General features: G+C 45.5%; 15 protein-coding genes. 9 read left to right on the top strand and 6 right to left on the bottom strand.

Going from position 1 to position 23,371, the window contains the following annotated elements:
* Positions 1-32: 32 nt before the first annotated feature.
* Positions 33-2,420 carry a zinc-dependent metalloprotease gene (locus CW740_RS10030; RefSeq protein ID WP_106647366.1) on the bottom strand — a complete coding sequence of 796 codons (2,388 nt, stop codon included), beginning with the start codon at positions 2,418-2,420 and terminating at the stop codon, positions 33-35.
* Between the two features lie 36 nt (positions 2,421-2,456).
* A complete protein-coding gene (locus CW740_RS10035) occupies positions 2,457-4,991 on the bottom strand; it encodes a M14 metallopeptidase family protein (protein ID WP_106647367.1) in 2,535 nt (844 codons plus the stop codon).
* A 116-nt stretch (positions 4,992-5,107) separates the two neighbouring features.
* On the opposite strand from CW740_RS10035, the gene nfuA reads away from it, so the two are divergent.
* On the top strand, positions 5,108-5,686 hold the full coding sequence (gene nfuA / locus CW740_RS10040; protein WP_106647368.1) for a Fe-S biogenesis protein NfuA: 579 nt from the start codon (positions 5,108-5,110) through the stop codon (positions 5,684-5,686).
* Positions 5,687-6,216: 530 nt separating this feature from the next.
* Here nfuA and CW740_RS10045 read toward each other — a convergent pair.
* From CW740_RS10045 to glnE, 3 genes are read right to left on the bottom strand one after another with little or no spacing between them, the layout of a single operon-like run.
* Positions 6,217-7,599 (bottom strand): aspartate kinase, encoded by a 1,383-nt coding sequence (locus CW740_RS10045; protein WP_106647369.1) that lies wholly within the window; start codon positions 7,597-7,599, stop codon positions 6,217-6,219.
* A 43-nt stretch (positions 7,600-7,642) separates the two neighbouring features.
* Positions 7,643-7,873, bottom strand: coding sequence for a zinc-finger domain-containing protein (locus CW740_RS10050; protein ID WP_264755030.1), 231 nt, complete (start codon positions 7,871-7,873; stop codon positions 7,643-7,645).
* Entirely contained in the window at positions 7,870-10,749 is a 2,880-nt protein-coding gene (glnE, locus tag CW740_RS10055; RefSeq protein ID WP_106647371.1) for a bifunctional [glutamate--ammonia ligase]-adenylyl-L-tyrosine phosphorylase/[glutamate--ammonia-ligase] adenylyltransferase, read from the bottom strand. The genes CW740_RS10050 and glnE overlap by 4 nt, the downstream gene beginning before the upstream one ends.
* A gap of 177 nt (positions 10,750-10,926) precedes the next feature.
* Between glnE and CW740_RS10060 the strand changes: the two genes are divergently transcribed.
* The 3 genes from CW740_RS10060 to CW740_RS10070 are packed head-to-tail and all read left to right on the top strand — an operon-like array spanning position 10,927 to position 13,962.
* On the top strand, positions 10,927-11,514 hold the full coding sequence (locus CW740_RS10060; protein WP_106647372.1) for a LemA family protein: 588 nt from the start codon (positions 10,927-10,929) through the stop codon (positions 11,512-11,514).
* Positions 11,515-11,551: 37 nt separating this feature from the next.
* A complete protein-coding gene (locus CW740_RS10065; RefSeq protein ID WP_106647373.1) occupies positions 11,552-13,489 on the top strand; it encodes a M48 family metallopeptidase in 1,938 nt (645 codons plus the stop codon).
* Positions 13,489-13,962, top strand: a complete 474-nt coding sequence (locus tag CW740_RS10070; RefSeq protein ID WP_106647374.1) for a hypothetical protein — start codon at positions 13,489-13,491, stop codon at positions 13,960-13,962. Before CW740_RS10065 ends, CW740_RS10070 begins: the two co-directional genes overlap by 1 nt.
* A gap of 145 nt (positions 13,963-14,107) precedes the next feature.
* On the opposite strand, the gene CW740_RS10075 is transcribed toward CW740_RS10070, so the two are convergent.
* Positions 14,108-15,604 carry a CYTH and CHAD domain-containing protein gene (locus CW740_RS10075; RefSeq protein WP_106647375.1) on the bottom strand — a complete coding sequence of 499 codons (1,497 nt, stop codon included), beginning with the start codon at positions 15,602-15,604 and terminating at the stop codon, positions 14,108-14,110.
* A 151-nt stretch (positions 15,605-15,755) separates the two neighbouring features.
* Between CW740_RS10075 and CW740_RS10080 the strand changes: the two genes are divergently transcribed.
* The 5 genes from CW740_RS10080 (at position 15,756) to rsmF (ending at position 23,309) form a co-directional block, all read left to right on the top strand.
* Positions 15,756-16,430, top strand: coding sequence for a TIGR00153 family protein (locus tag CW740_RS10080; RefSeq protein ID WP_106647376.1), 675 nt, complete (start codon positions 15,756-15,758; stop codon positions 16,428-16,430).
* 13 nt (positions 16,431-16,443) lie between these two features.
* Positions 16,444-17,724 carry an inorganic phosphate transporter gene (locus CW740_RS10085; protein WP_106647377.1) on the top strand — a complete coding sequence of 427 codons (1,281 nt, stop codon included), beginning with the start codon at positions 16,444-16,446 and terminating at the stop codon, positions 17,722-17,724.
* Positions 17,725-17,956: 232 nt separating this feature from the next.
* A complete protein-coding gene (locus tag CW740_RS10090; RefSeq protein ID WP_106647378.1) occupies positions 17,957-18,547 on the top strand; it encodes a TIGR04211 family SH3 domain-containing protein in 591 nt (196 codons plus the stop codon).
* 67 nt (positions 18,548-18,614) lie between these two features.
* On the top strand, positions 18,615-21,773 hold the full coding sequence (gene putA, locus CW740_RS10095; protein ID WP_106647379.1) for a bifunctional proline dehydrogenase/L-glutamate gamma-semialdehyde dehydrogenase PutA: 3,159 nt from the start codon (positions 18,615-18,617) through the stop codon (positions 21,771-21,773).
* A gap of 96 nt (positions 21,774-21,869) precedes the next feature.
* A complete protein-coding gene (gene rsmF, locus CW740_RS10100; protein ID WP_106648162.1) occupies positions 21,870-23,309 on the top strand; it encodes a 16S rRNA (cytosine(1407)-C(5))-methyltransferase RsmF in 1,440 nt (479 codons plus the stop codon).
* The last annotated feature ends 62 nt before the right edge of the window (positions 23,310-23,371 follow it).

Here is a 23,371-nt window from a genome sequence, read left to right on the forward strand (position 1 = left end):
TTAATGCTCGCTTTTTTTATATACACTCTCCGTCAGGAACCAATCGGTGAACCCGGTGGAATTGGCAGTGTCTGAACGTCTTCCTCAGGCTTAAAGTTACCATTTAGATATTGCACCACCAGATCCTTCAACCAGGCATAACGAACTGAATTGCGTTTTGACTGAGTGGTCAACCATCCGTCAAGTTTACCTATCTCATTATGCAGATGGGCTCTTACCTCTGGCGAAGCCTGTTGGTTAGATGCCACGCTCAAAAGTTGCATCACGGTCAGATAATCGACACGCTGTTGAATTAAGCCATTTAATCCGGACTGCTCGGGGCTACGCAAAGTAGTTGTCAGTAGTTGAGTCACCACTTCTTCCAGCCCCGGCAAGTCTGCAGTTTGTGCTTTTTGTTGCAACAAACGCGCCAACCTCTCAGGATTTAATAACAATTGCAGAGTATGCTTGGCAGAGGCTTCAGCCATGGATACCGGATCAAGAGTTAATCCAGTGTAACCATTAAAGCTCTCACGGTTTTTATAATAACCATAGGCTTTCGGCGGAATTACTTCCAACACCGACGCAGGTACCGCTAACTGTTCTACTGATAAGGTAGATAGTAGCGTGCTGATAGCCTGCCGCTGTAATCCATCTTCAACGGCACGAACGGGACGATAAGTGTCGCCTTTAACGCTATATTCGTAATTAACACCGCCCACCAGTTTCACAGCCGCTTCGACCTGGTAACGATGGAATAAATATAATGGCACCAGAGTTTCAGCAAGCTCAGAATAGGGAGCACCATCGGCTAAATTATTGTGGCCAAAGTTATTCAAAGCGGTCTGTCTGATTTCCAAAACTCTTTCTAATTCCACAGCAGGATTTTGTAGGTTATCCCACAAGTGTGCAGAAGGATGGGCTCCGCTTGCGGGACGAGCATCTGCGTCAGAAATGAACATTAGTCCTTTGGCGCTGGCATTACGCACAATATTTCGTAATGCTTCTTCTTCGTTCTCTTCCTCAATCTCAGTATAGCCATAACGCACAGCTTCAATATCCCACTGACCAATACCTTCAGCATAAGCATTTTTCAGGTTGATGTTTTTACCGTCCAGTGAAACCAGTGGGTGCGGATAATCCATCACAGAAGCGCGATTCGTTGGACTTGCTGCAAAGTTATGAGCAATGCCCAAAGTATGGCCCACTTCATGTGCCGACAATTGGCGAATTCGGGCTAATGCCATATCCATTGCAGCCTGCTTGTCGCCATCTTTGCCATGTACGCCAGTTAGGGCATTAGCAATCAGCAGATCCTGTCTTACTCGTAATGAGCCCAATGTGACATGCCCTTTGATAATTTCGCCCGTTCTCGGGTCAGCCATTGCCATACCGTATGACCAGCCACGCGTGGCACGATGAACCCACTGAATGACGTTGTAGCGAACATCCATCGGATCAGCATCGGACGGCAAATCTCGAACTTCATAAGCACCTTCAAGCCCAATTGCTGCGAAGGCCTGTTCCCACCAGCGAGCACCTTCCAATAAAGCAGTGCGAACTGGCTCAGGTGCACCCGGGTCGAGGTAATAGATGATCGGTTTTATCTTGCCGTCTTTGTCGCGCTCGATGCGATGGCGATAAATCAGTTTCTTCTCAATCGGCTGGTCAATCGGTGAAGCATAATCGGCATAAGTCAGTTCAAAGAAACCACTTTTCGGATGGAATACTCTCGGCTCATAGTTATCATCAGGCAAAGCAACAAAAGACACATGCTGATGCACCGTTATAGCGTCAGGAGTTGGAACAACCTGTCTTACATAGTCGCCTGCTGCGGAGCCGTTAAAAGTCAGTACACTCTCGAACAGAGTATTTTTAGGGAAATTTTTGACTTTGTCAGCCACCAAAGCAGAACGATTTCGATCAATACTATAGGTGCCCTGATTAGTAGCCTTTAGCCTGTTACTAACGCCATGCAAATCCTGTTGCAGGTATGCTGTTAAGTCGATCAGGTAACGGTTACCTGACTTGGCATCAACCTCAAAGCCATATAATACTGAGCTGGCAAACGCTTCATTGACCGAGTTCTTTTCTGCCTGATTGTCAGTATCTGCGCGATATCGTGTATTCAGGTGCTTCAGGAAAATCTTATTGCCATAACGTTCGAACTGAACCAGCTTCGACTCGCCAAGTTGGCCACGATCAAGTCCAATATCATTCGAGCCGATACCAAACGGCAATCCCGTATACATGATAAATGGCTGTTCAAACTTACTGACTTCAAGCCAAACCTTACCCTCATTACTACTTACGTAGATAGGCATAAAGCCATTAATACGACGGCTTTTATTTTCAATTACAGACCAGCTTGCTGCGTTAGCAGTTAATACCACTGCCAGCAGACAAACTCCCCCAATCAGACCTTGAACAGCTTTTAACATGGGTTGATTCCCTACCTGATAATTAACATTAAATTCTTATAGCGCCTTATTAAAATATAAACTATTGATGTATGGGCGCATCGAGCCTAGCCAATAACCACGGAAATTAGGATTATCACTAAACATAATGATACTGCCACGACCGTACTCTTGTGCCAAGATTGCTGGCGTATTTTTAATGCGATCAACATTGGTTTGTGACGAATACCCCGCAACTAGCGGACTTTCGGTATAGGTTGCGACAGTCACAAAATCCTCAGTTGCTGGCTTAAAGACCATAGTGCCAGCCTTGGTGAACGCCAATTTATCCAGCTCAAGACCAAATGCCAGCGGGTGACTCAAATCCAGATTGGCCTCAAAAATAGCCCCACCAATGATATGCTCGGCGCGCGCATCATCACGTTCTGAAAATGGTCGATTTTGATTCTGTGGAGCCTCTGGTTCCAGCAACTCAAAATTCACAAGTCCCTGCTGCACTAACCATGGGTTGGCCCCGCGTGTAGCGACAATGGTTCCACCATCACTAACCCAGGACTTAATAACATCCAACTCTTTTTCATCAAGTGCAGGATAACGCCCACTGACCATCAGCAAGTGGGTATAGTCTGACAGATTAATCCGGCCAAGATCTTGTGCGTGTTGCATCGAAACAGGCAACTCAAGACGCGTATCCAGTAAATGCCAGACCTCGCCAGCTTCATAAGAATATACCCCATCACCGATCAGTAATAGAGGCTTAGGCATTTCAAGGTCACTGACTGTTGGACTACCTAAATCAGCACCTTGTCCGCTATAACCTGAATCAACGCCATAAACAGTCAATCCCAGATCAGCAACGGTATCATTCACCTGCTGCATCAGTGCATCACGCTCAGCGGTTTCAGCTGGTAGGGGAACGGTAAAAGTTCCCGCCATGAATTCGCGAGGCTCACCGTTAACAGGCAAGCGAGAACCTTTTTCCAGCAACTTAGCATCGATATCAGCTTCGAGTAATCGCGTTAAAGCTGTAGCCGCTCGGAAGTCCTGCCACTCAACCAACAGAGCAACCGGGGTTTCACTACCCACATACGAACTTGCTGTTGAAACCTCAACTGACTCTAGCGGTAAGCGCTGCAATTCGTCTTTGTTCAAATGATGAAAATCAAGGTTAAATGCCAAAGGGAAAGTCCAAGCCGACACGTCATAGAAGGTGTTATCAGTGAACTCAGTGCGCGTCTCGAACATGGCTTTAATCAGGCCATATTGTGGCTGCTTAAAATTTACCACATAGGATGTTTTTGCAGGCCATTCTCTGCCTGCAATTTTTCTAGGACCTGCCAATTGCTCAACTTCAATTTGGTGGCTATTCAAGATCCGCAGAAACTCTTTAATGCGGCCATCATCTTCGGAACTGAAGATCACGCCTTTTTCCAGATCACTACTGGCTTTAGCTGGCCACTGCTGGAAGAAATCTCTTTGGTAGTCCAGCAACTCCTCACTTAGCTCAAGTGCAGCCTGTAAGGTTGAAAATGAGGTTGTTGCCTGATTTCGAATGGAAAATGGAAAGCTGACATCGCCATTAACCGACTCCTGCAAATGACCACGCGAACTGGCCTGCTCGAACAGGATGCCTATTCCGCCATTGATATCAGGGAAGGTTGAGCCTTTGCCATAGTAGAAGTCATCAAAGCTTTCCTGACTGTAATAGCGTGAACCAATCGCATCCAGAGCCTTGGCATGATAGCGACCAATTCTTTCAGTCAGCTCAAAGTTTAATTCGGACGTTAGAGGGTTTTGACGTGTTGGAACTCCAGGTTGAAAGAAGAAAGTTGCATTAGTGCCCATCTCGTGGAAATCACCAACGATATGTGGACGCCACTCATAAAAGTGCTTAATTCGTGCTTGGCTTTCCGGATGCTGTAACAACAACCAGTCTCGATTTAAATCAAACCAGTAATGGTTAGTACGCCCGCGTGGCCAGGCTTCGTTATGCTCAATCGACTCTGAATCAGCGACCAGCTCCTTACCCTTATAACGATTCACCCAGCCCGCAAAACGCCCCATGCCATCAGGATTCAACATGGGATCTATCATGACAATAGTATTGGCCAATAACTCCTGAATCCAAGCCTCATCAGAAGCAGCCAATCTATAGGCAACCAATAAAGCAGCATTAGTACCACTCGGCTCATTACCATGCACCGAATAGCCCAACCAGACTATCGCAGGCCCTTTATACTCAGTTAAATTCTCGCGCTGCCGTTTAATCTCATCAAGACGTGCCAAATTCTCAGGTGACGAGATATAAGCAGTGATCAAAGGTCGGTTTTCATGAGTTCGACCAATTTCAGTCACATTCACTCGCTCAGAGCTTTGCGCCAAAGCTGTGAAAAACGCAACCGACTGATCGGGGCGGACATGCCACTCCCCCACGGGGTTTCCCAATATTTCATTAGGCGTAACAACATCCGGCTGAAACTGAATATTCTGATTGAAATAATAATCAAATGAAGTGTTATTTTCCTGAGCTAGACCTAGCACGGGAAGGCCAGCGGAAACCGATAAAAAAGCAGCAAGCAGTAATTGTTTCATATGACTCAGTTTTTCGTGGTTTTCTCCATTCTATAGGTTGTAAATTTAGCTGCAAGCCCAATGATAGGTTATAATAGAACCCATCAAAGCAACATGCTGAGGCATTGAACGTTATTATGATTACTATTTCAGAAGCTGCTCAAGAGCATTTTCGCCGTTTACTAGCCGGTCAGGAAGAGCCTGATACCGGTATTCGTGTATTTGTCGTGAACCCAGGTACCAGCCATGCTGAGTGCGGCGTTTCATACTGCCCGCCAGATGCCATTGAAGATACCGACACAGAATTGAAATTTGATGGCTTTTCAGCCTTTATCGACGAAGATAGCGCACCTTATCTGGAAGAAGCTGAAATCGACTACCAGAAAGAACAAACTGGCGGTCAGCTGACACTTCGCGCACCAAACGCTAAAGCTCGTAAAGTTGATGACGACGCACCAGCTTCGGATCGCATTCGCTATTATCTTGAATCAGAAATTAACCCAGAGCTTGCAAATCATGGCGGCCAGGTATCATTGGTTGAATTCACACAAAGCGGTATCGCCGTTCTACAATTCGGCGGAGGTTGCCAAGGCTGCGGTATGGTCGACGTGACATTGAAAGAAGGCATTGAGAAAACCTTGATTGAACGTGTTCCGGAAGTTAAAGGCGTTAAAGACGTCACCGAACACGCAGAAGGTGAAAATCCTTATTACTAATTCAGTAGAGAATACCGCAAAAAAAAAGGCGCTTTATGCGCCTTTTTTAGTGTCTACCAATCGTAGGGTGCGTCGCAACAAAGAGCCTAGCCCATTGGCTACCCAACAAAAACTATGGACAAATAGACATCGAATGCTTCTTGTTGCTAACTTCCTATCGGTCTTGCACCAATACCCCCTTTGATTGAGTCGAGTATGAACCAAACCATAGCAATTCAAAATAGGAAGTTTTGAATAGTAAAATCCGGGCCATGGATGGAACGTATTTTACGGTGCGTTAAATGGATTGGTGAGTACGAGAGGAGTTAAGCATAGCGAAACCTCAATCACGGGGTGGCCTTCTCTTTGATTACTTTCTCTTGGCCACTCAAGAGAAAGTAATTCGCCGAGGGGCGAAAAAATAAATTAAGGAATGTAGGAAGTTACTCCAACCCTACTACTTTGAGGACCCGTCACTGATATTAATATTTTGTTGGGTTACAAGGCAAAGCCTCTAACCCAACCTATAATGATTACTTTAAAACAGACTCTTACTTAATCAAATTATCATGCAACAACTGCAGTATTTTTAATGCATCATCATCATTAACCAGGAAGGACAAATGATGGTCGCCTGTGGCATGGCTGAGTAATAACCATTGTTCTGGAAGATCCGCATCAATTTGCAATAAGTGCCACAATGCCTGGCTGGCGTCACATCCAATTAAAGTCAGCATTGCGCTATGTGAAGTAAACACACTGCGACAGACTTCAGCTAGCTTTTCAGAAAGTTTCTGCAAAATCGAATCAGAATAAATACTGTTGTTGGTTTCAATCGCCATGACCAACGAATTTTTAGTTGAGGCCATTAATTCACTGCTTAAGCCAAACTCATTGATAATGGCAAATACTTTTTGCAAGGTGTCTGGCTGTTGACCCCGACGACCAAGTAGCAATGTAATGATTGGAATCTGTTGCTTAAGCGCTATCGCTTTAACCCATTTTGAAGCTTCATAGTCGCTGGTGATTAAGGTTCCAGTCTCATCAGGTTTATGGGTATTGCGAATTTCGATGGGTATGTTGTAAGCCATGACTGCGCTTAGGCATCTCGGGTGCAGCACTTTTGCACCCGCTTCCGCCATATCAAAAGCTTCGTTGTAACTGATAGTTTCTAGCTTTTTTGCGCTACTGATTTTATTGGGATCAGTGCTGAACATCCCCGCAACATCGGTCCAAATTTCAAGTTTGTCAGCCTGCAATAATGCCGCAAAATAGGCAGCAGATGTATCAGAGCCCTCGCGTCCTAACAGCACCGTCTGTCCATCTTCATTGGCAGCTATAAAACCCTGACTCAATATCACATCAGCTTCACTTGCCCATTGACTGGTTAATTCCTGATTGGGTCTTGGGTGACAAACAGCATTTAAAAAGCGGTCATTGACATTCTGATGCTGGCCGGACTCTGAGGTTAATATTTGACGAGCATCCAGCCACTCAACTCGATGATCTTCTCCTAATACTTTGCGCAGAAATTCTGCACCAAGTACTGAAGAAAGAAGCTCACCATGCGATACAACCTGAGCTCTATCCATGGCAGTCAGTTGTTCTTTATGACGGATATCGGCAATGGCCATTTGAAGTGAATCAAACCAAGGATCCAACAAGGTGGCATCAACTTCCAATTCATGCGCCATCGCTTTGTGTTTGTTTAACAGTTGGTTTAAGGCATCGTCACTTTCATCACTAACTGCCAGTTGTGCAATAGCTTCCAGCTCATTGGTCACGTTCTTAAAAGCAGAGTGTATTACCGCAACTTTTTTGCCGCTTTCGATATTACTTTTGACAATGGAGGCAATGTTGTCCCAATCATTTTGACTGGAAACACTTGAGCCGCCAAATTTTAATACCACCCAGGAATTTGTTTGGTTTGTCATGATTTATCCAATGAATCGTTTTTATAAATTTAATTGGTAGAGATTACTTGATGAGCTGGTAACGATTACCACAGTAGGGACAGCTAGCGCGCCCTTCTTTATCAAACGCCATAAAAACTCGCGGGTGCTGATTCCATAAAGTCTGATCGGGCATTGGGCAATGTAATGGTAAATCACTGTCTTTTACCTTAATCACTTCCTGGTTTTCAACAGACTGCTTAGCCACCTGACTGGTCATAACCGACTCCTTTGTTGACTCTATATCTATATTCATTCTACATCGCTGTGCTTAAATGTCGATTGCCATAAAACGACAATCGCCTGGCGCTGTTCGGTTAGCTCATCTTTAGGCAACAGCGCAGGTTGATTCTGTAGCGCCCTCGCATTAGCAATATCTCTGAGTAATCGATAATTCTCCATCATACAATCACGGGTACTCTTATCGATAAGGTCATTTCCTGCCAGCAACTGTAGCCAGTCCACATTATTAAAAGGCAACTCGTTGACCGAGTGCTTCTCCAATAACTGCTTTGAGTATTTCAAAGCCCAATATTGAACCAGAAACTCTATATCAACCAGTCCTCCAGAACCTTGCTTAATATCCCAAAGTCGCGCATCGGTTTTATCCAGATTGTCGCGCATTTTTTTACGCATTTTTATGACGTCTTTAGCAAGATGCTCCCTTTTATCACAACTTAAGACTTTGCTTCGCAGATGGAGATAACTGTCCTTTAAGCCGCTGTCGCCGGCAACTGGTCGCGCTCTGACCAAGGCCTGATGCTCCCAGGTCCAGGCCTCGCCAAGCTGATACTTTTCAAAGGCATCAATATGACTTACTAACATGCCAGCTCTGCCAGAAGGCCGCAACCGCGTATCAACTTCATACATGATTCCCTGCTGAGTGCGCGTTCCCAGGTAATGAACTAATCGTTGGGCTAACCGTGTATAGAACTGATGCAGCTCCAATGGTTTACCCTGCTCTCCGGTAAGCTCAGTCATTGAATCTGGCTCACCCTGATATAAAAACACCAGATCAAGATCCGAGCCATAGCCCAATTCATCACCACCAAGTTTGCCGTAACCCAGCACCAGAAAATCCTTCACCAATTCGCCAGCATCCTGCTTTGGTCGACCATGCTTGGCAGTGACCTCATTCCAGGCCAACTGAAGCAGATACTCCATAATGACTTCCGCAAGATCCGTTAACTGTTGCGACACTTCACTGATATCAAAACGGCGGGTTAAATCTCCGGCAGCAATTTTAAACTGACTTGATTGTTTGAATCGGCTCAAGGCTAGCAACTGCTCTTCGGTCTGATTCATTTCGATACGCATCATGGCCTGCTGTAATTGATTGGCTAAATTATCTTTGGTCAGCTGCTTGCCAAAATTACTGGGGAATAAAAGTTCGTCCAGAAGTGAAGGATAAATCGCTAACTGCCGAGCTAACCAGCTGGAGCGCGATACTAGCTGTACCAAAAATTCGAGTACGGGAATATTCTCGGCTAACATTTCAAAATAAGCAGTGCGTCGGCCAATGCCTTGTAAAACCTCTAAACTTCTAATCAAGGTTTTATCGGTATCTTTCTGCTTGCTGGCTTGGATAACCAGATGAGGAAGCAATTGCTCTAGACGGGCAAAACCTCTGGCTCCAATTTTGCGCTCTGAAAATTCCTGCCTGAACCTCTGCAGCTCCTTCAAGGTTTCTTCTGATAGATGATATTGCACTAACGTTTTGCTTTGCTGTTCGCTATCGAGCTGACCCTGTAATAACTGTTCGAGAACCGGTATGGCATCATTATGGCTATGCTCTTCTTTAGGATCATGGAACAGACCCTTAAAAAAGTTGGCGACTATCTTCTGATGCTGCTCCAGTTCCTGTTGAACACCTTGCCAATCGGTAAAGCCCATCAGCAATGCAATTGCCTGCATTTCTTCGTCACTATCGGGTAAATCCTGGGTTTGTTTGTCAGCACGAATCTGCAAGCAGTTTTCCAGTTTACGCAGAAACTCGTAAGCTGTTTTTAGTTCGTCAGCATCTTCTTGTTTAAGCAGATTCTGCTGCACTAAAGCTTCAAGTGCCTGCCACCAGTTTTTAGCCTGCAACTGAGGATGACGGCCACCACTGATTAGCTGCAAGCTCTGCACAATAAATTCCAACTCGCGGATACCGCCATCACCTAGCTTGATATTGTTTTGCGCATCTTTACGTAATAGTTCCGCGCTGATTTTCTGCTTTAACTGGCGAATCGATTCGAGGACACTGAAATCAATATACCGCCTAAAACTGAAGGGGCGAATGATATTAACCAGCTGTTCGCGGAAATGAGGATGAGCCTGCAGGATTCGCGCCTTAATCATGGCGAAGCGTTCCCACTCACGCCCCTGCTCCAGATAGTAATCCTGCAGTGCATTAAAGTTGGCTACCAAAGCGCCACTTTGGCCATAGGGTCGTAAACGCATATCGACCCTGTAAACGAATCCATCGGCAGTATTGTCGGACAACAAACTGATCAGCTTTTGCCCGTGGCGCATGAAGAACACCTGATTCTCAATCGACTTGCGTTGCTCTTCGCTGATTCGCGTTTCGCCATCTTCGGGGTAACCGAAAATCAGATCCACATCAGATGAAAAGTTAAGTTCCTCACCGCCCAGCTTACCCATCGCCAATACCAGCAAATGCTGCTGTTCACCGGTTTCGGAAACCGGCACACCATATTGCTGACAGGTTTGATGATAACTCCAGTCCTGCGCACAGTTAATCAACTGCTCTGCCAGGACTGACTGCAAATAACAGATCTGACGGATGGGCAGCAATTGCAGAATATCGGCCACTGCAATTTGCATGGACCAGTAATGACGTTGATGACGCAAAAATTGTTTTACTTCGTATTCAGGCCAGCTGGTATCCAGGTTCTGCTGAATATTCAGGATATGAGAGGACAGGCTACTCAAGTCAGCAGCCAATGCATCCACCAACCACTGAGGCTTTCGTTTCGCCCAGTGATACAGATAATCACTGCCGCAAAGTATGCGCTTAACCTGATCCATATCACCGGAATAGGCAGTTTCCAATGCCTCAAGCCATTGTGAAGTTCTCTTTTCCGCTTCTGCTTTCAGTGCTTCTGGAATAGGTGCTATCTGCATCATGAATAAGTCGACTATAAGTGGTTATTTATGCTCTGGGCCCGCTTATCCTAACGTATTTGCCCGAATTTAAGCTATTGATGTTGTAAGATTTATTACATTTTAATGCAAACTAATAATTTATCACTCAGATAAACATTGATAGGATAGGCTGATAACAATGAATAAGGAGCATCTTACATGGGTACCATTATCACTTTAGTCATCATCGTCGCGTTAATCCTGTTTGTAGTCGGGATTTACAATAAGCTGGTCAGTCTGCGCAATCGTTTCAAAAACGCCTACGCACAAATCGATGTACAGCTTAATCGTCGTTATGACTTAATCCCTAATTTAGTTGAAACAGCCAAAGGTTACATGAAGCATGAGCGTGAAACGCTTGAAGCCGTAATCAATGCACGAAATATGGCGGTCTCTGCCAACCAGGCAGCCGCAGATCACCCTGAAGATCCTAATGCCATCAAAAACATAAATCAGGCAGAAGGTCAGTTAACCGGTGCCTTAGGTCGTTTATTCGCCCTATCAGAGAATTACCCTGATCTGAAAGCCAACCAGAATATGGCACAGTTGATGGAAGAGTTAAGCACCACCGAAAACAAAATAGCATTCGCACGTCAGGCCTATAATGATGCGGTCATGCAATACAACACATACCGTGAGCAGGTACCTAATAACTTTATTGCTAATCCATTTGGTTTCCAGGAAGCCGAACTGTTTGAAGTTGAAAACGAGGAAGCCAGAGAAGCCGTTAAAGTTTCTTTTGATTAAACCTTTCCTTTTCATCAACTGATAAGCAATAACAAGAATGGACTTTTTTGAGCATCAAGAAGCAGCCAGGAAGAAAACCCGGCTGCTTGTTTTTTACTTTCTTATGGCTGTGATACTGATTATCGCAGTACTCAATCTGATTGGTTTCCTGATTGTTCGATCGCAGACATCTCCGGAATACCCTTTCTCCATAACAGACTGGTTTCAACACTCCTGGTTTTATGCCGTTACCATAGGTACTTTACTACTGATTGTGATGGGCTCTCTGTTCCGCTGGTTCCAGCTCAGTGCTGGAGGCAAAGCAGTTGCCTCAATGGTTAAGGCTCGCGAAATCCTGCCTGATACCAATGACCTACTGGAACGACGCCTGCTTAACGTAGTGGAAGAAATGTCCATCGCCTCGGGGACTTCAGTACCTACGGTCTATGTGATGGATGAAGAAGAAACCATCAATGCCTTCGTCGCAGGATTGGAAACCAGCGATACGGTACTGGTGGTTACACGTGGCGCGCTTGAGAACCTGAGTCGTCAGGAACTTCAGGGCGTTGTAGCGCATGAATTCAGTCATATTTTTAATTCTGATATGCGTATCAATGTGCGACTGATAGCGGTTCTGGCAGGCATTTTGTTAATTGGTCAGGCAGGGTATTTTGTCATGCGATACATTCGCTATGGAAATATTCGAAGCAGTAACAAAGATAGCGGCAATGCGGTAGTTGCGATTTTTGTCATTGGTATATCACTATTCATTATCGGCTATATAGGACTCTTCTTTGGTCGCCTGATTAAAGCAGCTATTTCTCGACAACGTGAATTTCTGGCAGATGCTTCAGCGGTTCAATATGCCCGCGACAATGAAGGTCTAGCCGGAGCCTTTATTAAAATCAGGCAACAAGGCTCCTTGCTGAAAAACTCACATGCGGAAGAAACCAGCCATATGTGTATTTCGGAGCCGATTAAGTTGAATTTCAGCGGTCTTGCCTCGCACCCTCCGATTGAAAAGCGCCTGACGGCGATTATGCCGGGCTGGCGCAATTTGGCGAAACAGATTGAAGAACAGCGCCTGCGTGAAATGGCCCAGCAGCAAGAATACGAAGATATCGAGCTGGAAAAAGAAGAAAAACCCGCCATGGATTTTGGTTTTGACGCCATTGTAGAAACTATCGGCCAGCCGACGACTTTGCACCAACATGCTGCCGGAGCTTTATTGCTGGCGTTACCCGAAGTGATTCGACAAGCTGCCCATAGCCATCACTCCAATAATCATGCCATGCATCTGGCTTTAGCTTTATTGCTGAGTGACGATAATCAGATGTCGGAACCTGTGTTGAATCTTATTGCCGAAAAGACTAGTCAAAAAGATGCTGACCAGGTCCTTGAGCTAGCCCGACATATCACCAAGGAACAGCGCCATTTACGTCTGGCCATTCTGGATATTTCCATACCGAGTCTACGTCGATTAAGCGCTACCGAGCGCAAAGGCTTTCTCAGCTTATTACGACAAGCTATTCATCTGGATAGTCACATATCTGAGTTTGAATATGTGCTGTATTCGATCTTGCAAAAAAACCTCAGTGACAGCGGGCAAGGATCAAGCAATAGCATCAAGAGATTTAGTGCGGTTACTCATGAGATCGAAGTGATTCTTTCCGCCACTATCCACAGCACAGGGCAAAGTGACGAAGACAAGAAAGCGCTGTATTCAAAACTGATTCAGCCTTTTGTCAAAGACCCGTCACCATTGCTTGATAAGACCTTTGACGCTGAATCCTTCCACCAGGCATTGAAGCGCCTCAATCAATTAACACCAATGCTGAAAAAGCCATTGATACAAGCACTCGAAGACGCTGTGACCCATGATGGCAAAGTGAACCCTCGAGAAATTGAATTACTGCGTGCAATTGCCGAGTGTTTGAACTGCCCTATTCCACCAATCTTGGAACAGGCGCAGAAGAAGTTGGTTAAGGAACAATAATGATTTTTCGAATTCTAATAATTCTTGCAGTTCATCTTTATAGCCAAGTCGGACACGCCTATAAAGACGACAATAAAACAGAAAGAACTTACAAAGGGTTTATCAGCGCCACACTAAATAGCGATAAGAGTATTCACAAACAAATGTTTGTAAGAGAGTACTTTGATAAGTTCAACCCAACTAAGGATTCTTTTAACTTTACGGGTGATAAAGACCCCGAAGTCAGTTTTAGACTTTGGTTCCAAGTACTAGACCTATCAGGAGAGCTCTTCAACGTTAATATTATTTTAGAATCAAAGAAGCGTGATAGCATTAATGGATGGAATGTTGTTTATGATGAAACTGTAAGTGGTATTCTTTATGGAAAGAACAAATATGACTTAGCAACGGTTGATTTACCCACTTTAAATATTGAAATTGATATTGATAAGAATTTTATTGCAGAAGAATTAAAAGAAAGATTTAACAACTAGCTTAAAACCAATTCCTTATTCAAACATAACTCCGTCATTGCGAGGAATGAGGTCGACTTTATTGACCTAATGGCGAAGCAATCTCGATAAAGTTATTCAAAGCTTAACCAGATTGCCGCGTCGCTTCACTCCTCGCAATGACAGCCTAATTCCAATACGGGTTTTCTTCTAACGCTCTGGTACGCATAGTGAATAAGGCATCAAGAATATCTTTTTCGGTGCGTTCCAAACGCTCATCCACACGGTCTTCGGTTTTTAACGCTCGACGGATAAACTCGAGCTGTTTGAAGAGCTCAATGCTCGCAACAAGATCGACCCATCTTTGGCGATAGGCTTTGCGTTTTTTGTTTTCAAACAAGCTACCGAAAAACAAACCAATATCCAGAGTTCGATACATTCTTGGCAGGTAGGCCAGATAATCATTTTCGGTCAGTTCTTCTTTACCCGTTAAATGACGTTTTATATCAAAGAGCTGGTGCTGCAACTGACGGATGGCGAATGGGAAAATTTCTTTCTTGAGTCTTTGACCGCCCCCATTTTTAAATGCATTACGCCATTCTTTTAAATACAGCCAACGCGAAAAATGTAATAACTTTAAGTTATAGGAGGATGATTTGAGATATTCAGTAAACTGGTTGCCCTCTCGTTGAAAAGCTTTGCGTAACCCCTTTTCGAAATCTGACAGTTCTTCATAGGTAAAACCATACAGCTTTCCGTTATTGAGCCAGTTAATTTCTTGAGCAACTTTTAATAATTTGGAAAAGTTTTTAGTGATTTCACGCCAGTCACTGCGCAAGCTACTGAGAGCATGACGAGGAATCATCGGTGCAAATACCGAGTACATGTGTTGCATAAACATCAGTGCTCGGTTGAGCTGCAGGACATGATCAATGGTCACTTCACGTTTAATCTGTTTGATATAATGCTGCCAATGTCCGAGACCAGTATGTGCAATAGTTTCAAATGCCGCTTCGGCAGAGGATTTAGCGGTTAATTCAACCACTCTCAACTGCCTTAGGTAAGGAGAAGGTCTTTGACACAGACTATAGCCGCGTTCAGCCTTACTGGCGCTATCTAAGACCAGATCAAACTTTTCGATTAATTCCTGACACAGACTGAATAATGCTGAGGGTTCACCTTCTTTGAGCTCAAGCTCTACTTCGCAGATATCCAGCTTATGGTCTTTACAACGAATGGAGCCGACATCCAGCGCGATTTCTATCTGGCTTTCGCCTTCTTTGACAAATATCTGACGTCTTAAAAAGTCGGTGTTAAAGGCTGGCTGAACAGGCCCATCTTCTTCTTCAGCCTCTTCCAGCAGAATCATGAGATAAGGCTCGTCGACTGCCTGCAGGTCAAGTTCATTGGTCGGAAGTTCAACCTCAGACTCATTGCGCTGAAACAGACCACCAACCACCCTACCGGCAGATTTTACCGACTGGATGAATTTATCGCCGTCCCGACGTATTCTGAGCCCGATTTCCATCTCTCTGAGCTTGTGATTCTCCGTGTCGAAATAGGTGTTGGCCAGCTGCTTTTCCTGCCAATCACCCTCTCCCGAGAATCTATCGCTAACCCATTGTTTTATATCACTAATTTTGTCGGGCGTCGCTGATAGTTTTATTTCTATTTCGATCGACATGCCTTAATTTATACTCAGGTTCGTTTGAGTGATTCAATGCAGTTTACAGCGCGAATTGGGAATTGCCAATCGTTAAGTCTGGTATGCAAGTGCTCGCTTGCTTATAATGTGCACCTTTACTTGTTGGCCCAGACAATCCATTGGGGGATACATGGCTAATTCGATTCTTGACCTTTTTGCGTCATCACCGATTCGTCCTATGCAGGATCATATGGAGAAAGTTCATGAGTGTGCTTCTGAACTGAAAAACTTTTTCCAGGCTACTATTGAAGGCAACTGGGATAAGGCTGACCAGCTAAGAACCCGCATCCGTGAACTGGAAAATGAAGCGGATGACTTAAAGCATGACCTTCGCATGCACCTGCCAAAAGGCTTATTCCTTCCTGTTGCCCGTACCGACCTCCTCGCCCTTCTCAGTAAACAAGACAAAATTGCCAATATCGCTCGCGATATTTCAGGCCTTGTTTTTGGTCGTAAGATGCAATTCCCGTCGAACGTAAATGATGACCTGATGGGTCTATTACAGCGTTCATTGGATGCGTCAGCTCAGGCGTTCAAGGCGATCAATGAGCTTGATGAACTATTAGCTACCGGCTTTAGAGGCCGTGAAGCCAGTCTGGTTGAAGAAATGATTGATCAACTGGACATGATCGAAAACGACACAGACGAATTACAACGTGAGCTTCTGTTCAAGATTTTTGAACAGGAAAACGAATTACCGCCAGTACAGGTCATGTTTATGTATAAGGTAGTTCAACAAATCGGTGATTTAGCTGACAGCGCTCAAAGCGTCGGTTCACGCCTTGAAATGATGATAGCTCGATAAACCGGGGGAACTTGTGGATTTTATATTACAAAATGCCGATACCTTTATCTGGATAGCGGTCGCGTTTGGTTTCTTAATGGCGTTTGGTATTGGCGCCAACGATGTTGCCAACGCAATGGGGACGTCTGTAGGCGCCAAGGCACTGACACTTAAGCAGGCCATTTTTGTCGCAGCGATTTTTGAATTTGCCGGTGCATACCTGGCAGGTGGTGAGGTAACTCAGACCATTCGTAAAGGAATCATTGATTCCAGTTACTTTGAGGGAACACCTGAGCTGCTGATTATTGGTATGATGGCCTCGCTACTGGCGGCGGGCATCTGGCTGGTTCTAGCTTCTAGATTTGGCTGGCCAGTATCAACCACCCACTCAATCATTGGTGCTATCGTTGGTTTCGCAGCGGTTGGTGTCAGTATTGATGCAGTTAGCTGGGGCAAAGTTGGCTCAATTGTTGGGAGCTGGGTTATTACGCCATTCATTGCAGGTGTGATTGCTTTCCTGATTGTCCTGAGCGTACAGAAGCTGATTCTTAACACCCAGAATCCTTTTGATATGGCCAAGCGTTATGTTCCTTTCTATATGTTCCTGGCCGGTTTCGTGATGGCATTGGTTACCATCATGAAAGGCTTAAAACATATCTTCAAAGACAAAGACATTTCCTTGAGCCTGACTGAAACCTACCTGATTGCAATTGGCATTGGTGCCATCATTGCAATCATTGGTGCAATTTTCATCAGCCGCATCAAGATGGAAAAAGAAGCCGATAAAGACTACCACTTTGCCAACGTAGAGAAAGTGTTTGCAGTGTTAATGATTGTTACTGCATGTGGCATGGCTTTTGCTCACGGCTCAAATGATGTTGCGAATGCGATTGGACCTTTGGCTGCAGTTGTTAGCGTTATCCAGAACGGTGGTGAAATTGGTGCTAAAGCATCAGTTGACCCTCGTATCCTGTTAGTCGGTGCAATTGGTATCGTGATTGGTCTGATCGTGCTTGGAAGCCGAGTAATGGCCACCATCGGTAAAAAGATTACTCACCTGACACCAAGCCGTGGTTTTGCGGCTGAATTAGCAGCGGCTTCAACGGTTATTATCGCCAGTGGTGCTGGTCTGCCAATTTCAACCACACAGACTCTGGTCGGTGCGGTTCTTGGTGTTGGTATGGCACGCGGAATCGCGGCTCTGAACTTAGGTGTTGTCCGTAACATCTTTGTCTCCTGGGTTGTAACACTACCTGCGGGCGCGATCCTATCGGTTACCTTCTTCTTTATCTTTAAGGCGTTGTTTGTAGCCTGATAAGACAAAAAGAGTGTTTTCTGGTTGATTTGTTAGCCAGTTAACAGACTGATTAAAACGGCTTTAAGTCTTCTTTATCAATGACTTAAGGCCGTTTTTTTATTTCCATTAGAATAGCTTGCAGTTATAAGCCAATAAGTCTTAATTCTGCCCCTTCCCCCCTCCGAATACCTGCTATATACTTGCCCCTTTATTTACGATTAAGCTCAAAATTTAACCGTTAGGAAAGTTTATGTTTCGTCTACTATTAGTGTTTTTATTGCTGACCACCAACCAGTTTGCACAAGCAGCTGATCCAGCTCAAAACACAGCCGCACAAAGCAACTATTATGTATCCGATGATATTGGCGTAGTTATGCGAAGCGGCCCGACCAATCGTTATCGTGTCATTGGTCGAGTAGTTGCCGGAACCCCTATCGAAGTTTTGGCTTCCGACGTTGAAAATAAAAGTAGCCAGGTGCGTACTGCCGATGGTGACGAAGGCTGGATCCAAACCGAATACATTACCGACCAGCCAACGGTACAGGCCCTATATTCAGCACTACAGGTTGAGCACGATGCACTGAAACAGGAGCTTGCTCAGACCAAACAGCAGATTGCTGATAAAGAGAATGTCATTGCGCTGAATGATCAGCTGCAACAACAGGTTTCCGAACTGCAAAACGAGTCGGATAAACTTCGCCAGCAAAACGAACTGCTAAAAGATCGTTTTCACAGCGATGTGTTTTACGCAGGCGCATTAGTCCTGCTAGTGGGCATGCTAATCAGCTGGGTATTATCCCGTGTTAGCATGAAACGCCGTCAGCGCTCCGGTTGGCGTTGACGTTTTCAGGTTGTACTTTAGGTTCTGATAAACCTAACCAGTACATTGTTATTAGGTAATTGCCGTAATGTTTAAAGCCAGTCAAATCCTGTCAGATTCCTATCAGCAACTCTCGCTGAGCGAGTGGCAGGAAATTATCACCCAAAACTACTCTGTCGATGAATCGGGCTACTTACAAGAATTGTTAGAGCTCGCTACTCCAGACGACAAAACCGTAAATATCATTACTCATCAGGCTTCGCAACTGGTTGAAGAAATTCGCCAGAGCAGTAAGTCGCGAGAAGGTGTTGAAGCCTTTTTGCAGCAATATAGTCTGAGTACCAAGGAGGGTGTGATTCTGATGTGCCTGGCGGAAGCGCTGTTGCGTATTCCTGATGCCAATGTTGCTAATGCGTTAATTCGAGACAAACTCAGTGCTGCTGAGTGGAAAAAACATACCGGTCAAAGTGAGTCTATTCTGGTTAACGCTTCGACCTGGGGCTTAATGCTAACCGGTAAAATTGTCGACGTTGATCAGGACGGCGATGGTAAACCTGATACTTTATTAAAAGGTCTGATTGCCAAGTTTGGTGAGCCGGTCATTCGTCAGGCTATGAACCAGGCGATGCGTCTAATGGGTCGCCAATTCGTTTTAGGCCGCAGCATCAAAGAAGCCATGAAGCGTGGCGCTAAAAGTGTTGAGAAAGGCTATACCCACTCGTTTGATATGTTGGGTGAAGCGGCTTATACCGCCCATGATGCGCAACGTTATTACGAAGCCTACAGCAAAGCCATTTCTGAAATTGGTCAGGTTAAAGTTAAAGAAGGCCAGTTAGCTCCTAGTATTTCAATCAAGCTATCAGCACTGCATCCGCGTTATGAAGTCGGCCAGAAAGACCGCGTCATGACGGAGATGGTTGATACCTTGCTAAAACTGGTCAAGCAGGCTCGTGAACTGGATGTTGCAGTAACCATCGATGCCGAAGAAGCTGATCGCCTGGAATTATCTCTGGATATTTTTGAAGCGCTTTACACTTCGGAAATATGTCAGGGCTGGGCAGGGCTGGGCATGGTAGTTCAGGCTTACTCTAAACGAGCACTGCCAGTACTTGGCTGGTTGGATGCATTATCCCGCAAGCATGGTCGTCGTATTCCAATCCGACTGGTAAAAGGTGCTTACTGGGACTCAGAGATTAAATGGTCGCAACAGGCTGGCCTGAGCAACTACCCTGTCTTTACCCGTAAAGCCGGAACAGATGTGTCCTACCTGGCCTGTGCTCGCTTTATCATGAGCACCAAAGATAGCTTCTACCCACAGTTTGCGACTCATAACGCGCAAACCGTTTTCAGCATTATGGAGATGGCGGGCGAACGTCGTGACTTTGAATTCCAACGCTTGCATGGCATGGGTGAGATTCTGTATGACAAAGTACTGGAACGCTATCCGGGTTTGAAATGCCGTATTTATGCACCAGTAGGGAACCATAAAGATTTGCTTCCTTACCTGGTACGTCGCTTATTGGAAAATGGTGCCAATACTTCCTTCGTTCATCAGCTGGTGGATAAAGCCACTCCGGTGATGAGCCTGGTTGAACATCCGTGTCTTGTGCTAAAGCGTTACCCGACCTTGCACAATGATCGGATTCCGTTGCCACCACATATCTATGGTCCTGACCGTGTGAATTCAGCAGGTACTAATCTCCACATTAACAGCCAGATCGAGCCTTTTATGCAAAACGTACAACAGTATTTAGACAATCAATGGCACGCTAAGCCCATTATTGACGGTAAAGAAATTACCACTAACGAAGAAGCCGTATTCTGCCCTTATGACAACACTCATCAGATTGGTACAGTGCATAAGGTCAGTGAAGAATTGGCTTTGGATGCTCTTACAATTGCCCATAAGAACTTCATTGCATGGGATATGACGCCAGTTGAGCAGCGCGCTCAAATTCTTGAGAAAATTGCTGACGTTTTCGAAGAAAACGAAGCTGAGCTGATTGCTTTATGTAGTCGTGATGGCGGCAAGACGATGCAGGACGGTATTGATGAAGTTCGCGAAGCAGTCGATTTCTGTCGCTACTATGCCAATAACGCACGTAAAGATTTTGGCCAGGAAATCACTCTTCCGGGACCTACTGGTGAGAGTAACCACCTTTACCTTCAAGGCCGCGGCGTGTTTGCCTGTATCAGTCCGTGGAACTTCCCACTGGCCATTTTTACGGGTCAGGTGGTAGCGGCATTGGTTGCCGGTAACACCGTTCTGGCTAAACCAGCCGATCAAACGACTCTGGTAGCCTATCGTGCGGTGCAATTAATGCATCAGGCTGGCGTACCAACCAGCGTGCTGCAGTTTGTTCCTTGCCGTGGCTCAACTTTCGGTAAAGTCATTTTATCTGACATTCGAATTGCTGGTGTTGCCTTCACCGGTTCAACTTCAACTGCGCAAACCATTAACCGTACTCTGGCGACTCGTGACGGCATGTTATCACCACTGATTGCTGAAACCGGTGGTCAGAATGCCATGATCGTGGACAGCTCGGCATTACCAGAGCAGGTTGTTGCTGATGTCATTCAATCGGCATTCACCAGTGCCGGTCAGCGTTGTTCTGCCTTGCGCGTACTGTACGTACAGGAAGATGTCGCAGACCGCATTCTGGAAGTGCTTTCTGGCGCCATGCAGGAACTGAAACTGGGCGATCCGACTGATTTATCGACTGATGTTGGTCCTGTGATTGATGCTGTTGCGCGTGAAGAGTTAGCAGGTCATGTTGAGCAACTACGTGCTACCGGCAACCTGATTGCTGAAACACCAATGCCAGCTGGTCTTGAGAAAGGCTGCTTCCTTGCTCCAACAGCCTTCTTTATCAATCATATCAATGACTTGACTCAAGAATGGTTCGGCCCGATTCTGCACGTCATCAAATACAAGTCTAAAGAGCTGGATCAGGTTATCGATCAGATCAACGGCTATGGCTTTGGTTTGACGCTAGGTATCCACTCACGCAACGAAAGCACAGCCACTTACATTGATAAGCGTGCACGCGTGGGCAATGTCTATATCAACCGCAACATGATTGGTGCAACCGTTGGTGTGCAGCCATTTGGTGGTCAAGGTCTGTCAGGCACTGGTCCTAAAGCAGGTGGCCCATTCTATCTGCACCGCTTTGCGACTGAGCATACTCGCACCAACAACACTGCGGCGATTGGCGGTAACGCTACCCTGCTGTCGTTAGGCGATTAAGCCGTTTCAAGGTAAACTAAAGGGCATCACCATTTGATGCCCTTTTTTTTGCCAGCTTTACAGCCTGCTATGGCTAAGCTTTATGGCCACTGCATTATGACGAACATTTCACAAGATTTTATTCAGCACATTGCGCAGCAGCTCAATGATCCGGACGCCTTGCAGGCACTGCTAGACTTTAGCCAGAAGCCATTACGTAAAAGTATTCGTATCAATTCATTACGGGCCGATAGAGAAACCTTTATCCAGCAATGGAAAGTAGCTGGCTATCAGTTGGAACCCATTCCCTGGTGTGATGATGGCTTCTGGATTGATGAAACCCATAAGCCTCTTCCCGAAGGATTCGGTAACTACCTGCCTCATCTGGCAGGACAGTTTTATATTCAGGAAGCGAGCTCCATGTTACCTGTCACAGCATTGTTCGCAGCCAATCCTGAACCGATGATGGTATTGGATGTAGCGGCGGCACCAGGTTCCAAAACCACCCAGATTGCCGCCCGTATGCAAAATCAGGGGCTGGTGGTTGCCAACGAGCTATCATCATCACGCCTCAAAACGCTTTACGGCAGCCTTGAGCGCACCGGAGTCAGTAATGGGGTTCTATGTCATTATGACGGACGTCAGTTCGGAGAGCTGACTCCCGAAACCTTTGATGCGATATTGCTGGATGCTCCCTGTGGCGGCGAAGGTACCGTTCGTAAGGATCCTGAAGCCTTGGTCAATTGGTCATTAGACAGTGTACTGAGCATGTCAGACCTTCAGAAAGAACTGATCGTCAGTGCCTATAAAGCCCTCAAGCCCGGCGGTACTCTGGTCTACTCCACCTGCACTCTGTCCAAAGAAGAAAATCAGCTGGTCTGTCAGCACCTGCTAGACCTATACCCTGATGACATGAGCGTTTTCCCGCTCGACCAACTATTTGCCGGCGCAGACAACGTTACCACCGAAGAGGGATACCTGCACGTCTACCCACACCTGTTCGACAGCGAGGGATTCTTTGTAGCCTGTTTTAAGAAAAAGGAAGCTACCATTGAGGAAGAATTAGCGCTTGATAGTGACCTGGGTGCACGCTTTCCATTCACCCAACTATCAAAAAAAGACTACAAGGATTTGGCAAAACACTGCGCAGAACTTGGCTGGCAGCTAGACCCTATCAAACATCTTCTTTGGCAACGTTCTAAAGAGATCTGGTATTTCCCGCAGGGTATTGAAAAGCTGATTGGCAAGATCCGCATGGACAGGATAGGTGTTAAACTGGCAGAAAGTCACCGCAGTGGTTTTCGCTTACAGCACCAGGCCGTTACCGCTTTTGGTCATGAATTTACTCAGCAAACCTATGAACTCAATAGCGAACAGGCTGTCGAGTATTATCAGGGGCGAGATATTTCAATAAGCAAATCTGAAGCTCTGCAAAAAGGCGAGGTTGCGATTCATTACCAAGGAGTTGTCATTGGCTTGGCAAAAAATCTGGGAAACAAGTTGAAGAATTCACTGCCCCGATATCTGGTCAACGATATTCCATTTTCCGAGCTTTAGCAGATAAGAATTTAATAGCAGTAAAACGCGAGATAACACATTTAAACAATTGAGGTTAAAAA

The organism is Kangiella profundi, from assembly GCF_002838765.1.
In the GTDB taxonomy this organism is placed as follows: Bacteria; Pseudomonadota; Gammaproteobacteria; order Enterobacterales; family Kangiellaceae; genus Kangiella; species Kangiella profundi.